The sequence below is a fragment of the Kitasatospora azatica KCTC 9699 genome, assembly GCF_000744785.1.
Taxonomy (GTDB): Bacteria; Actinomycetota; Actinomycetes; order Streptomycetales; family Streptomycetaceae; genus Kitasatospora; species Kitasatospora azatica.
Map to the genome: position 1 here is coordinate 2,269,167 of NZ_JQMO01000003.1, position 12,464 is coordinate 2,281,630.

12 protein-coding genes and 1 tRNA gene are annotated in these 12,464 nt (G+C 72.9%); 10 read left to right on the plus strand and 3 right to left on the minus strand.

Going from position 1 to position 12,464, the window contains the following annotated elements:
- Positions 1 to 126 precede the first annotated feature (126 nt).
- The 9 genes from BR98_RS20780 (at position 127) to BR98_RS36500 (ending at position 6,655) form a co-directional block, all read left to right on the plus strand.
- Positions 127 to 199, plus strand: a tRNA-Gln gene (locus BR98_RS20780).
- A gap of 159 nt (positions 200 to 358) precedes the next feature.
- Positions 359 to 1,837: a bifunctional UDP-N-acetylglucosamine diphosphorylase/glucosamine-1-phosphate N-acetyltransferase GlmU gene (gene glmU / locus BR98_RS20785; protein WP_035846750.1), complete on the plus strand. Its 1,479-nt coding sequence runs from the start codon at positions 359 to 361 to the stop codon at positions 1,835 to 1,837.
- A 67-nt stretch (positions 1,838 to 1,904) separates the two neighbouring features.
- A complete protein-coding gene (locus BR98_RS39465) occupies positions 1,905 to 2,045 on the plus strand; it encodes a hypothetical protein (protein ID WP_157537858.1) in 141 nt (46 codons plus the stop codon).
- The gene (locus BR98_RS20790) at positions 2,042 to 3,019 is read left to right on the plus strand and encodes a ribose-phosphate diphosphokinase (RefSeq protein WP_035846752.1); all 978 of its coding nucleotides are present in this window, start codon (positions 2,042 to 2,044) and stop codon (positions 3,017 to 3,019) included. Before BR98_RS39465 ends, BR98_RS20790 begins: the two co-directional genes overlap by 4 nt.
- A gap of 222 nt (positions 3,020 to 3,241) precedes the next feature.
- The gene (locus tag BR98_RS20795) at positions 3,242 to 3,844 is read left to right on the plus strand and encodes a 50S ribosomal protein L25/general stress protein Ctc (protein WP_035846755.1); all 603 of its coding nucleotides are present in this window, start codon (positions 3,242 to 3,244) and stop codon (positions 3,842 to 3,844) included.
- 89 nt (positions 3,845 to 3,933) lie between these two features.
- Positions 3,934 to 4,509: an aminoacyl-tRNA hydrolase gene (gene pth, locus BR98_RS20800; protein ID WP_035846758.1), complete on the plus strand. Its 576-nt coding sequence runs from the start codon at positions 3,934 to 3,936 to the stop codon at positions 4,507 to 4,509.
- 149 nt (positions 4,510 to 4,658) lie between these two features.
- Positions 4,659 to 5,330: a hypothetical protein gene (locus tag BR98_RS39470; RefSeq protein ID WP_198042252.1), complete on the plus strand. Its 672-nt coding sequence runs from the start codon at positions 4,659 to 4,661 to the stop codon at positions 5,328 to 5,330.
- 82 nt (positions 5,331 to 5,412) lie between these two features.
- Complete coding sequence (locus tag BR98_RS20810) at positions 5,413 to 5,931, plus strand: SigE family RNA polymerase sigma factor (RefSeq protein ID WP_035846764.1); 519 nt, start codon at positions 5,413 to 5,415, stop codon at positions 5,929 to 5,931.
- Positions 5,921 to 6,655, plus strand: coding sequence for a hypothetical protein (locus tag BR98_RS36500; protein WP_051969994.1), 735 nt, complete (start codon positions 5,921 to 5,923; stop codon positions 6,653 to 6,655). Before BR98_RS20810 ends, BR98_RS36500 begins: the two co-directional genes overlap by 11 nt.
- A gap of 55 nt (positions 6,656 to 6,710) precedes the next feature.
- Here BR98_RS36500 and ppc read toward each other — a convergent pair whose 3' ends face one another.
- The gene (gene ppc / locus BR98_RS20820; RefSeq protein WP_083976782.1) at positions 6,711 to 9,536 is read right to left on the minus strand and encodes a phosphoenolpyruvate carboxylase; all 2,826 of its coding nucleotides are present in this window, start codon (positions 9,534 to 9,536) and stop codon (positions 6,711 to 6,713) included.
- 203 nt (positions 9,537 to 9,739) lie between these two features.
- Here ppc and BR98_RS20825 point away from each other — a divergent pair, with 203 nt between their 5' ends.
- Positions 9,740 to 11,008, plus strand: coding sequence for a sensor histidine kinase (locus tag BR98_RS20825; RefSeq protein ID WP_035846770.1), 1,269 nt, complete (start codon positions 9,740 to 9,742; stop codon positions 11,006 to 11,008).
- Between the two features lie 96 nt (positions 11,009 to 11,104).
- Here the strand turns inward: BR98_RS20825 and BR98_RS20830 are convergent, their stop codons facing one another.
- Both BR98_RS20830 and BR98_RS20835 read right to left on the minus strand, forming a co-directional pair.
- Positions 11,105 to 11,632 carry an SUKH-3 domain-containing protein gene (locus tag BR98_RS20830; RefSeq protein ID WP_035853237.1) on the minus strand — a complete coding sequence of 176 codons (528 nt, stop codon included), beginning with the start codon at positions 11,630 to 11,632 and terminating at the stop codon, positions 11,105 to 11,107.
- A gap of 122 nt (positions 11,633 to 11,754) precedes the next feature.
- Positions 11,755 to 12,240 (minus strand): YwqJ-related putative deaminase, encoded by a 486-nt coding sequence (locus BR98_RS20835; RefSeq protein ID WP_083977542.1) that lies wholly within the window; start codon positions 12,238 to 12,240, stop codon positions 11,755 to 11,757.
- Between the last annotated feature and the right edge of the window lie 224 nt (positions 12,241 to 12,464).

The following is a 12,464-nucleotide window of genomic DNA, read 5'->3' on the forward strand; positions in this document are numbered from 1 at the left end:
CACTCCAGTTGAACGAGCGCCCGATCCCGTTCGACCGCACGCCGGGCCGCGTTGCCCCGGAGGTCACTCTTGGGATCGACGGCGATACCCAGGCGGCGGACGACTCCGGTATGGTCTGAGCAGCCATCCGCCGTGGGGTAATCGGCAGCCCGCAGGCCTTTGAAGCCTTGCAGTGTTGGTTCGAATCCAACCGGCGGAGCAGGCGGGCCGGCCGGGGCGGCGACGCCCCGGCCAGGCCTGACAGTGTGCGACCGCCCGGCGCGGCGCGGTTATTCTCGGGTCTGGTCCACGGCGCGGCGTGCGGAGCCGCGCGGACGGACCCGCCCGCCCTCCGGTCACCACCCAAGGAGCCTCCCGCGTGAGTGCCAACTCCCCTGCTGCCGTTCTCGTGCTCGCCGCCGGTGAAGGCACTCGGATGAAGTCCAAGGCGCTGCCCAAGGTGCTGCACGAGGTCTGTGGCCGGAGCCTGTTGGGGCATGTGGTGGCGGCCGCCGAGGAGCTGACGCCGCAGCAACTGGTGGTGGTGATCGGCCACTTGAAGGAGCTGGTGGCGGAGCACCTGAAGTCGGCCCATCCGGCCGCCCGCGCGGTGGTGCAGGAGCAGCAGAACGGCACCGGCCACGCGGCCCGGGTCGCCGTGGAGGCGCTGGCGGCCGACGGGGTGACGCTGGACGGCACCGTGATCGTCGTCTACGGCGACACTCCGCTGCTGACCGCCGCCACCCTGCGCTCGCTGGCCGAGCAGCACCACGCCCAGGGCAACGGCGCCACCGTGCTGACCGCGAACGTGCCGGACCCGACCGGCTACGGCCGGATCCTGCGGGCCGCGGCCGGCTCCGCCGACGAGGGTTCGGTCTTCGGGATCGTCGAGCACCGCGACGCCACCGCGGAGCAGCGCGCCGTGACCGAGATCAACTCCGGCGTCTACGCCTTCGAGGGCAAGCTGCTGATCGACGCGCTGGCCCGGATCGGCACCGACAACTCGCAGGGCGAGGAGTACCTGACCGACGCCGTGGAGATCCTGCGCGAGGCCGGCCACCGGGTGGGCGCCGTGGTCGCCGAGGACTACCGCGACATCCTGGGCATCAACGACCGGGTCCAGCTCGCCGAGGCCCGCCGGCTGCTGAACGACCGGCTGCTCGAGCGGGCGATGCGGGCCGGCGTCACCGTGGTCGACCCGGCCAGCACCTGGATCGACGTGCAGGTCGGCTACGAGCCGGACGCCGTGCTGCTGCCCGGCACCCAGCTGCACGGCGCCACCCACCTGGGCGAGGCCAGCCGGGTGGGCCCGAACAGCACGCTGACCGACACCGTGGTCGGCGCCGGCGCCACGGTCAGCAACACCACCGCCGAGCGGGCCGAGATCGGCCCGGGCGCCACCGTCGGCCCGTACGCCTACCTGCGCGGCGGCGTGGTGCTGGGCGCCAAGGGCAAGGTCGGCACCTTCGTCGAGATCAAGAAGTCGACCATCGGTGCCGGCGCCAAGGTGCCGCACCTGTCCTACATGGGTGACGCGACGATCGGCGAGGGCGCGAACATCGGCGCCGCCAGCGTCACCTGCAACTGGGACGGGGTGAACAAGTACCCGACGGTGATCGGCAAGCACGCGCGGGTCGGTTCGGACACCATGCTGGTCGCGCCGGTCACCATCGGTGACGGCGCCTACACGGCGGCCGGCTCGGTGATCGACGGCGACGTGCCCCCGGGTGCGCTCGGCGTGAGCCGCGCGAAGCAGCGCAATGTCGAGGGCTGGGTGGCGCGCAGGCGCTCCGGTACTGCTTCCGCCGAGGCGGCCGCTGCCGCGCTGGGCGAGGCTGCGGGGCAGCCGGAGGCGTGAAACGCCTCACGTGACGTCTCGACCGGCGGTCCCGGGACGGACGCTTCGCGGCCGGGCGCGTAACCTGGTGTACATACGTGCGCCGTGGGGCTGTAGCCCGAGCGAGGCGTACCCCAATCCCCTGTCGACCACCGACCCGGGCGGCCTCGCCGTCCGGGTGCGGCGCGGCGGGACCATGCGGCAGCAACGCGAGGAGACGGTGCAGTGAGCGGGATCACGACGTCGGGTGAGAAGAAGCTGAAGCTCTTCTCCGGCCGTGCCCACCCCGAGCTGGCGAAGGAGGTGGCCGAGGCACTGGGCACCGAACTCGTCCCGACCAAGGCCTACGAGTTCGCCAATGGCGAGATCTACGTCCGCTTCCTGGAGTCCGCCCGGGGGGCGGACTGTTTTGTGATGCAGAGCCACACGGCTCCGATCAACCAGTGGATCATGGAACAGCTGATCATGATCGACGCGCTGAAGCGGGCCTCCGCGCGGAGCATCACCGCGATCCTGCCGTTCTACGGCTACGCCCGCCAGGACAAGAAGCACCTGGGCCGCGAGCCGATCTCGGCCCGCCTGGTCGCCGACCTGCTGGCCCAGGCAGGCGCCGACCGGATCATGGCCGTGGACCTGCACACCGCGCAGATCCAGGGCTTCTTCTCCGGCCCGGTGGACCACCTGTTCGCGCTGCCGCTGCTCTGCGACTACGTGGGCGAGAAGGTCGACCGCTCCAAGCTGACCATCGTCTCGCCGGACGCCGGCCGGGTGAAGGTCGCCGACCAGTGGTGCGACCGGCTGGACGCCCCGCTGGCGATCATCCACAAGCGCCGGGACGTCACCCAGGCCAACACCATCCTCTCCGCCGAGGTGGTCGGTGACGTCAAGGACCGGGTCTGCGTGCTGGTCGACGACATGATCGACACCGCCGGCACCATCTGCGCCGCCGCCGACGCGCTCTTCGACAACGGTGCGGCCGACGTGATCGTGGCCGCCACCCACGGCGTGCTCTCCGGCCCGGCCGCGGACCGGCTGAAGAACTCCCGGGTCAGCGAGTTCGTCTTCACCAACACCCTGCCCTGCCCGGCCGAGCTGCAGATGGACAAGGTCACCACGCTCTCCATCGCCCCGTCGATCGCCGCCGCGATCCGCGAGGTCTTCGAGGAGGGCTCGGTCACCTCGCTCTTCGAGGGTGTCCACTGACGGCCCCTCAGTGACATCGGCCCCCGGCGCGTTCGTTGCGCCGGGGGCCGATTTCATGGTTGACGCGAGGTGCGGTTAGACTCGTGAGACTGCTCGGCGAGGGACGCTTCTGTGTGCTCCGTGATCGACGCGCTGGATAATTCCGCCGAGCTGCCCCATGTATGTGAGGGTGTGGCCCGGCGGTTTCGCTTTCTGCACCCGTTCTTCCTCCCAGGAGTGCAGATGTCCGAGATCCGCCTTGCCGCTGAGCCCCGCAACGAGTTCGGCAAGGGTGCCGCCCGTCGCGCCCGCCGCGCCGGCTTCGTCCCCGGTGTCGTGTACGGCCACGGCCACACCCCGGTGCACCTGAACCTGCCCGGCCACGACCTCATGATGGCGCTCAAGACCCCGAACGCCCTGCTGGTCGTCCCGATCGAGGGCAAGGACGAGTTCGTCCTGCCGAAGGCCGTGCAGCGCGAGGCCATCAAGCGCACCATCGAGCACGTCGACCTGCTGCTGGTCAAGCGCGGCGAGAAGGTCACCGTCGAGATCCCGGTCCACACCGAGGGCGAGCTGGCCCCCGGCGGCAACCTGGTCGAGCACGTGCTGAACGCGCTGCCGATCGAGGCCGAGGCCACCCACCTGCCCGAGTCGGTCACCGTCTCGATCGAGGGCCTGGAGGCCGGCGCCTCCATCCTGGCCGGCGACATCGTCCTGCCGAAGGGCACCACGCTCAACGTCGAGGCCGACGCCGTCGTGCTGCAGATCATCGGTGCCCAGGCCGCCCCCGCCGACGAGGAGGCCGAGGAGGCCGCCGAGGGCGCTGAGGCTCCGGCCGAGGCCTGAGCTTCGCGGTAGTACCCGCTTCGCTGCCCCGGCTCCCGCTTCTGGGAGTCGGGGCAGCGGCATGAGATCCGGCAGGAAGAATGGTTGGCATGAGTGACTACAGCGGTCCATGGCTGATCGTGGGCCTCGGCAACCCGGGCGAGGGCTACGCCCGGAACCGGCACAACATCGGCTTCATGGTGGTCGACCTGCTGGCCCAGCGGATCGGCGCCAAGTTCAAGGCGCACAAGAGCCGGGCCCAGATCGCCGAGGGTCGGCTGGTCGGGCAGCGGGTGGTGCTGGCCAAGCCGATGACCTTCATGAACCTCTCCGGCGGCCCGGTGACCGCGCTGCGCGACTTCTACAAGGCGCCGACCGCCTCGATCGTGGCGGTCCACGACGAGTTGGACGTCGACTACGCGGCCCTGCGGCTCAAGCTGGGCGGCGGCGACAACGGGCACAACGGCCTCAAGTCGATCACCAAGTCGCTCGGCCCCGAGTACTACCGGGTGCGCTGCGGCGTCGGCCGTCCGCCCGGCCGGATGGAGGTCGCCGACTTCGTGCTCAAGGACTTCTCGTCCACCGAGCGCAAGGAGCTGGACTGGTTCGTCGACCGGGCCGCCGACGCCGTCGAGGCGCTGCTGACGGAGGGTCTGGAGCGGGCCCAGAGCACCTACAACTCCTGACCGGATCCTGACGGCCCGTCGGTCGCCGCCGCCCCGGTGGCCGCCAGGGCAACAGTCGTACAACTCTTCCCCGCAGCCCCCAATCCGGTGACCGGGCACCAGGTTTCATCGGGTACGGTCGATCCGGACTTGGGGAAGGTGGGGCGCTGGTGGGCGCGGGGTTGGGCACGGTACAGATGACGGGCAGTTGGGTTCTGGCGGTGACGGTCGCGGCCGTCCTGGGCGGTGCGGGTACGGCGTGGTCCGAGCCGAGCGGCTCACCCACGCCCGCGGTCAGCGCGGCGCCGTCCGCGCCCGCGACCAGCGCGCAGCCGGCGCCCTCGGTGGGCGCCGCGGCGCCGTCGACCCCGCCCGTCCCGACCTCGTCCGCCGCCTCGCCCAGCGCGGTGGCGAGCCCGAGCTGCCCACCGCTGCCCTCCGGCACCGCGACGGTCTCGGCCTCGCCGTCCGCCACGCCCAGCCCGGCCGCCTCGGCCGTCGCCGAGCGCGGCGGCTGCCCCACCCCGACGCCCACGCCCTCGGCCTCGGCCAGCCGCACCGCGGTGGCCCCGGCGGCCGGCTCCCGCGCCGCCGGCCGGCTCCGCCAGGCCGCCCCGGCCAGTGCCCCGACCGCTCTCAACGCCCAACTGGTCGACGCACCCTCACCGACCGACGCCCCCAGCGAGACTCCCGCCCCCGTGGCGGGTGAGCTGACCGGCACCTTCGTCGCCTCGCTCGGCGGCGGTGCGGGTCTGACCGCGGTGGCCGGCGGCCTGCTGGTGGCCGGCGCCGGCGGCGCGCTCTGGCTGAAGCGCCGGCACAAGGCCGCGAAGAGTTCCTGACGGTCCGTCTCCCGTGTCATCCGTTCCACCCCGCCCGCGCGTCCAGGGAGCATGACCGACAGGACGAACCGGGGGTGGCCGCTTGAGGCAGAGACAGGTCGAACCGGACGGCGATCCGTTCGACACCTTCGTCGCCGCCCGTTACGCCTCGCTGTTGCGGGCGGCCAATCTGATCACCGCGGACCCGCACGACGCCAAGGACCTGCTGCACGACGCGCTCGCCCAGGTGTACCCGCGCCGCGGCTCGATCAGGGAGCCGAGCGCGACCGAGAGCTATGTCCGCCGCACCATGGTGCGCGCGCACGTGTCGAGGTGGCGCCGACGGCGACGGGAGACGCTGACCGCCCTGCCACCCGAGCTCCCCGCACCCGGGGAGCCGGCCGCCGTCCCGGAGCCGGCCGTCACTGTTGCGCTGCGCGCGCTGCCGCCGCGACAGCGCGCGGCCGTGGTGCTCCGCTACTACCTGGACCTGTCGACGGCTCAGGTGGCCGAGGAACTGGGCTGCTCCCAGGCGACCGCCAAGACCCATCTGGCCCGGGCCCTGCGGACGTTGCGGATCAGCCTGGCCGATCAGCGGGCGGAGGTGGAGCATGACGTCTGAGGACCTCTTCGAGGCCGAGCTGACCGAGCTGCTGACCGGGGCCGCCGGCCAGGTCCGGCCGACCGAGCCGCCGCTGGGCGAGCTGCGCCGGCTGGGCGCGCGCCGGCAGCGGCGCCGCCGTGCGGTGCGGATGGCCGCCGCGGCGGTCGCGGTGTGCGCGGCCGTGGCGGTCGGCCAGTTCGGCATCCCAGGGTTCGAGCAGGGGCCGGCCGGCGGGGCCGGGACCCGGGACCCGTTGCGTTGCACCGGCGCCCCGCCACCCGTTCCGGCGCCGACCGGGAGCGCCACGGCAGCCGATCAGGGGCCGGACGTCGAGGGGGCCGCCGGTGCGGCCGAGCAGTTCGGCGAGGGCAGCGCCTACCTGAACGTCTACAGCGGAGTCTGCATCGACCACCCGCGCCACACGGTCTACGTCTACCGGGTGCGCGGCAGCGACTTCGACAAGGTGGTGCGCGGCGCCGCCGGCCGGCCCGGAGTCACGCTGCGGTTCGTCGACGCGAAGTACTCGCACGTCAAGCTGGCCGAGGCGGCCGACCGGATCATCGGTGACCAGTACTGGCGCCAGAAGGGGGTGCTCATCAGGTCCACCGCTGCGCTGCCCGACGGCAGCGGCGTCGAGGTCGCGGTCACGGATCCCGATGCCCTGCGCGCCGAACTGGTCGCCCGCTACGGGCCGGTGGTGGCGAGCGTGGTCCAGGGCGCGGCGTACTCCTCGTACCGGTGACGACGGCGCCCCCGCCCCTCCGGCGGAGGGACGGGGGCGCCGTCGTGACGATCCGTCAGCCGGTGTTGCGCAGGCCGGCGGCGATGCCGTTCACGGTCAGCAGCAGCGCGCGGGCCCGCAGCGGGTCCTCAGGGCGGCCCTGGGCGACCAGCTCGCGCTGACGGCGCAGCAGGGCCACCTGGAGGTAGGAGATCGGGTCCAGGTAGGCGTCGCGGACGGTGAAGGTCTGCTTGAGCACCGGGTTGTGCTCCAGCAGCTCGCTCTCGCCGGTCAGCCGCAGCACCTCACGCAGGGTCAGGTCGTGCTCGGCGGTGATCTGGTCGAAGATGTGGTGCAGCTCGGCCGGGACCAGCTGCTCGACGTAGTGGCGGGCGATCCGCAGGTCCGTCTTGGCCAGCGTCATGGCGACGTTGGACAGGAAGTTGCGGAAGAAGTGCCACTTCTCGTACATCTGCGGCAGCACGTCGCCGAGACCGGCCTCGCGGGCCGCCGCCAGGCCGGAGCCGACGCCGTACCAGCCGGGGACGATCTGGCGGGACTGGGTCCAGCCGAAGACCCACGGGATGGCCCGCAGGCCGTCCAGGCCCGCACCGGAGTCCGGGCGGCGGGACGGGCGCGAGCCCAGGTGCAGCGAGGCGAGCTGGTCGACCGGGGTGGCGGCGAAGAAGTACTTCGGCAGGTCCTCCTGCTCCACCAGGGCGCGGTAGGCGGTGTGCGCGGCCTCCGAGACCTGGTCCATGCAGGCGTCCCAGCGGGCCAGCTCCTCCGGGGCCTGGCGCGGGGCGGTGTGCAGCGCCGAGGCGGCCAGCGTGGCGGAGAGGGTGAGCTCCAGGTTCTCCCGGGCCAGCGAGGGCAGCAGGTACTTGTCGGAGATCACCTCGCCCTGCTCGGTGACCTTGATCTCGCCCTCCAGGGTGCCCCAGGGCTGGGCCAGGATCGCCTCGTGCGAGGGGCCGCCGCCGCGGCCCACGGTGCCGCCGCGGCCGTGGAACAGGCGCAGCCGGATGCCGTAGCGGTGGGCCACGTCGCGCAGTCGGCGCTGGGCCCGGTGGATCTCCCACTGCGAGGTGGTGATGCCGCCGAACTTGGAGGAGTCGGAGTAGCCGAGCATGACCTCCTGGACGTCCCCGCGCAGCGAGACCAGCAGCCGGTAGGAGGGGTCGGAGAGCATCTCCTCCAGGATCCGGTCGGCCTGCTGCAGCTCGTCGGTGGTCTCCAGCAGCGGCACGATGCCGATCCGGGCCACCCCGGCGTGCAGGTCGATCAGACCGGCCTCGCGGGCCAGCACGGCGGCCGCGAAGACGTCGTCGGCGCCCTGGCACATGGAGATGATGTAGCTCTCCACGATCTCGTCGCCGAACCGCTCGAAGCCCTCGCGGATGGTGGTGAAGACGCCCAGGGTCTTGGTGCCGGCCGCATCCAGCGGGGCCGGGGTGGGGGCCAGCGGGCGGCGCGAGCGCAGCTCCTTGGCGAGCAGCCGCTGGCGGTACTCGCGCGGCATGTCGTTGTAGCGCCAGGCCTCCTCGCCGAGCCGGTCGAAGAGCTGGCCGAGCGCGTGGTGGTGGGCGTCGGCGTGCTCGCGCACGTCCATGGTGGCCAGCTGCAGGCCGAACGCCTCGATGGTGTTGATCGCCCGGGCGAGCCGGCCGTCGGCGATCAGCTCGCCGCGGTGGGCGCGCAGCGAGTCCTGGATCAGCCGCAGGTCGGCGATCAGCTCGCGGGTGCCCAGGTAGTCGCGGCCGTCCTGGTGCGCGGTGCCGGCGGCCAGCCGGTCACGGGTGTTCTCCAGCTTGAGCCGCACGCAGGTGGCCTTGAGCCGGTAGGGCTCCTCGGCGTTCATCCGCTTGTAGCGCGGGCTCAGCTCGGGCAGCACCGTGAGGTCGGCGTCCAGCGAGGCCAGCAGCTCCTCGCTCGCGCCGGCCAGCCGGACCGAGGTGGAGAGCGAGTTGCGCAGGTCGTCCACGGCCGCCAGGGCGTCCTTGATGCCGTACTCGTGCTGCAGGTTGAGCACGTCCCAGGTGACCTGCGGGGTGACGTTGGGGTTGCCGTCCCGGTCGCCGCCGATCCAGGTGCCGAAGGTCAGCGGGCGGACGCCGTCGGGGATGGTGACGCCGACCCGGGCCAGCTCCTCGTGCAGCTCCTCCAGCACCTCCGGGACGGCCTCGCGGTAGAGCTCGTCCAGGTAGTAGACGGCGTTGCGGGCCTCGTCGGTGGGCTCGGGACGGGCGATCCGCAGCTCGTCGGTCTGCCAGAGCAGGTCGATCACCTCGGCGAGGCGGCGGTCGGCCGAGCGCTTGGCGGAGGTCTGCCGGGCCAGGTCGGTGGGCGAGATGCCGGCGGCCGCGTGCTCGCGGTGGATCCGCTCGAGCAGCTCGCCGATCCGGCGCAGCTTGTTCAGCACACTGCGGCGGGCCGCCTCGGTGGGGTGCGCGGTGAAGACCGGACGGACCGCCAGGTGGGCCAGGGTGTCGGCCAGGTGCTTGGGGTCGGCGTCGGCCAGCTGGTCGGCGGTCAGCGCGAGCAGCGAACCCTCACGGGCCCGGCGGGCCGCGAACTCGCGACCGCGGTGCACCTGTTCGGTGACGTTGGCCAGGTGGAAGTAGGTGGAGAAGGCGCGCACCAGCTTGGCGGCGGTCTCCAGGTCGATGTTGCCGAGCAGCTCGGCGGTGGCCTCGCCGTCGGTGCGGCTCAGCAGGCGGACCTGTTCGACCAGGCCCAGGACCTCGGCGCCCTCCTGCCGGACCAGCGTCTCGCCGAGCAGGTCGCCGAGGCGGCGGATGTCGGCGCGCAGGGCGGCGTTGTCGGCGTCCGAGTCGACAGCTTGCCCGTTGCTGGCATGCTCGCTGGGGTGGTCGGCCGAGGTGGGGACCGAAGCGGTCACGGCTGGCTCCCTGGGGTGGTGGGGTTCGGCGACGGCGGACCGCGTTGTCCGACCCGACCAGCATAGGTGCCGGGGGCCCGCCGTCCGTGGTCCGGCCGGATGGCGGACACGGCTTGGTCAGGTTGCCGGGCGGGCGCCACGATGCGAGCCGGGTCCGGGAAGTCGGTGGGGCTCACGTGCACCTCTCACTTAGGCTGGCCCCCATGAGCTTGTCGCCTGGGGAGGGCGCGCAGGGCCGCGGGCTGTGGTGGTGGGATCGGCGGCGCAGCGCGGCCCTGGACATGATGCTGGCCGCACTCGCCGCGTTCGAGTGCGCGGTCGGCGGCTACTCGCTGGCCGAGGGCCGGCTGCACCTGGGGGGTGCGCTGCCCACGCTGGCCGCCGTGGTCGGCGCGGTCGGCGGAGCCAGCCTGCTGGTCCGGCGGCGCTGGCCGGCCGTGCCGGTGCTGGTCTCGATGCTGCTGATGCCCGGGCTGTTCGGGATCCTGCTGCTGGAGGTCGCGCTCTACACGCTCGCCTCCACCTGGGCCTGGCCGCTGCGCCGCGGCCGGGTGGTGGCGCTCTCCGCGGTGGTCTTCCTGGAGACCACCGCGATGATGCTCTTCCTCTTCCTCACCATCGAGCCGCGGCCCGGCGAACAGCTCCCGCCGACCTGGGTCTTCGTGCTGGTGGCGGTGCTGGTCTCGGTCGGCCTGACGGTGCCGCCGGTGGTCACCGGCCTCTACCTGGGCGCCAAGCGCCGGCTGGTCGAGTCGCTCAAGGACCGCGCGCACGGCCTGGAGGCCGAGCTGGACCTGCTGGCCGAGCGGGCCAGGGAGCGGGCCCGGCGGGCCCGGCTGGAGGAGCGCACCCGGATCGCCCGGGAGATGCACGACGTGGTGGCGCACCGGGTCAGCCTGATGGTGGTGCACGCCGGAGCGCTGGAGCGGATCGTCGCCCGGGACCCGGACCGGGCCGCGCAGAGCGCCAAACTGATGGCCGAGACCGGGCGGCAGGCGCTGAACGAGCTGCGCGAGATCCTCGGCGTGCTGCGGATGAACGAGGAGGCCGCCGAGGCGGTCAACGGGCTGGCCGAGCTGCCCCGGCTGGTGGACCAGTCGAAGGCGGCCGGGATGCGGGTCAGCTTCACGGTCAGCGGCGACCGGCAGCCGTACACCGGGGACGCCGAGCAGACCGCCTACCGGGTGGTGCAGGAGGGCCTGACCAACGCGCACAAGCACGCCGGGGGAGCCAGGGTCTCGGTGCTGCTGGCCTTCGTGCCCAACGGGGTGCGGGTGGCGGTGGTGAACGACTGCCCGGGCGGCGGCGAGCAGGTGCGGCTGCCGAGCGGGGGCAACGGGCTGGTCGGGATGGAGGAGCGGGTCCGGGCCCTGGGCGGCAGCTTCGCGGCCGGGCCCGAGCAGGACGGCGGGTTCCGGGTGGAGGCGCTGCTGCCGTCCCGGCTCGCGTTGCGCGACGACCGGCTGTCCTAGTCGTACTGGTTGTCTCAGATAGTCGTCCTGGTCGTCTCAGACCGGGCCGGTTCAGACTGGGCCGGTTCAGACCAGGTCGGTTCAGACCGGGCCGGTTCAGACCAGGTCGGTGATCGCGCGCAGGCGTTCCGGCCGGGTGCCCAGGACCAGGGTGGAGACCGCCTGGTCGAGGTCATGGCCGAGGAACCACTCGCCGGTGTGGTCCAGGCTGTAGATCCGCCCCGCCTCGTCGATCGCCAGCAGCGCCTGGCCGTACCGCTCCTCGCCGAGCGGCGCCACCCGGGAATCCAGCGCCCGGCCCAGGTCGGCCAGCGTGCGCGGCAGGTGCAGGCCGCGCAGCGGATCGAGCAGGAACGGGGTGCGGGCCACCTCGCGGCCGCCGCCGGACAGCTCGAAGGAGAGGCCGCCGAACTCGGCCCAGGCCTCCACGGCGGCCGGGAAGACCGAGTGCGGGACCCCGTCCGGGGCGTGGTGGGCGAGCAGCTGGTCGGCCCACTCCTCGGCACGGCGGATCTCCCAGCGGCCGGGGTGCCAGCCGGCCTGCTTGAGCGCGGCGGCGACATCGGCGGAGAACCGGGGCTGGGAGCGGAGGGCTCCGGACGAGGGTGCGGCGATCGGGTTCAGGGGGTACTCCGGGGTCGGGGACAGGAACGGCGCGAGCGGTGGCGGCCTCGGGCCGGTGGAGCGGTGAAGCGGTGGGTCAGTGGAGCGGTGAGTCGGTGGAGCGGTGAGTCGGTGGGCCGGGCTCAGGAGCGGGGGCCGACCGCGACGCTCTGCACGGTGAAGTGCTCCAACAGCGGCTCGCAGGAGCGGCACGGCGGGGCGTGGGTGCCGTGTGCCGGGTCGTCCTGCTCGCGGATCCGCACCGTGGTCAGCTTGGCGCCCTTCAGCGCCTTGCGGGCCTCGTGCAGGCTGAACGGCTTCTTCGCGGCGCGCTTGGAGCGGCCCGCGTCCACCGTGCTCAGGTACTGGGAGAGCAGCACGGCCTCCGGGCAGCGGCCGGTGAACCGCTCCCGCTGCTCCACCGGCAGCTTCTCCAGGAACTCGCCGACCAGGGGGTGCAGCACCGGCTCGGTGTCGGCCTTGCGGCCGGCCAGGGTGTGCACGTCGCCGCCGCGCAGCGACAGGGCGGCGGCCACCGCGGGCAGCAGGCTGTCCCGGTGGTGGCGCAGCAGCGGGGCGGTCGGCGGCGGCGGCACGGCCACGACCGGCGGGCGGGCCGGGGGCGGCATCGACGGGTCGAGGTCCACGGCTGCTCCTTCGGTCTCGGCGGTGAGAACGTGTTTCCAGGGCCAGCCTGCCAAACGGCTCGGACAGTCGATCACCCGGGGGTGTCGGCCGGAGCACTGACAGTTCGTCAGTATCGCTACCGCCGACCACACTGAGCCGCTGACGCGTCCTCGGGCCGCTGAGAACCCCGGGCTGGGGGGACCACTGGAGCCCCCGACCACATACC

Bases quoted from the DNA above. Each gene is read 5' to 3' on its own strand.
- BR98_RS20795 (WP_035846755.1), top strand. From the start codon at position 3,242: ATGTCCGAGATCCGCCTTGCCGCTGAGCCCCGCAACGAGTTCGGCAAG.
- pth (WP_035846758.1), top strand. From the start codon at position 3,934: ATGAGTGACTACAGCGGTCCATGGCTGATCGTGGGCCTCGGCAACCCG.
- BR98_RS36500 (WP_051969994.1), top strand. From the start codon at position 5,921: ATGACGTCTGAGGACCTCTTCGAGGCCGAGCTGACCGAGCTGCTGACC.
- BR98_RS20825 (WP_035846770.1), top strand. From the start codon at position 9,740: ATGAGCTTGTCGCCTGGGGAGGGCGCGCAGGGCCGCGGGCTGTGGTGG.
- BR98_RS20835 (WP_083977542.1), bottom strand. From the start codon at position 12,240: ATGCCGCCCCCGGCCCGCCCGCCGGTCGTGGCCGTGCCGCCGCCGCCG.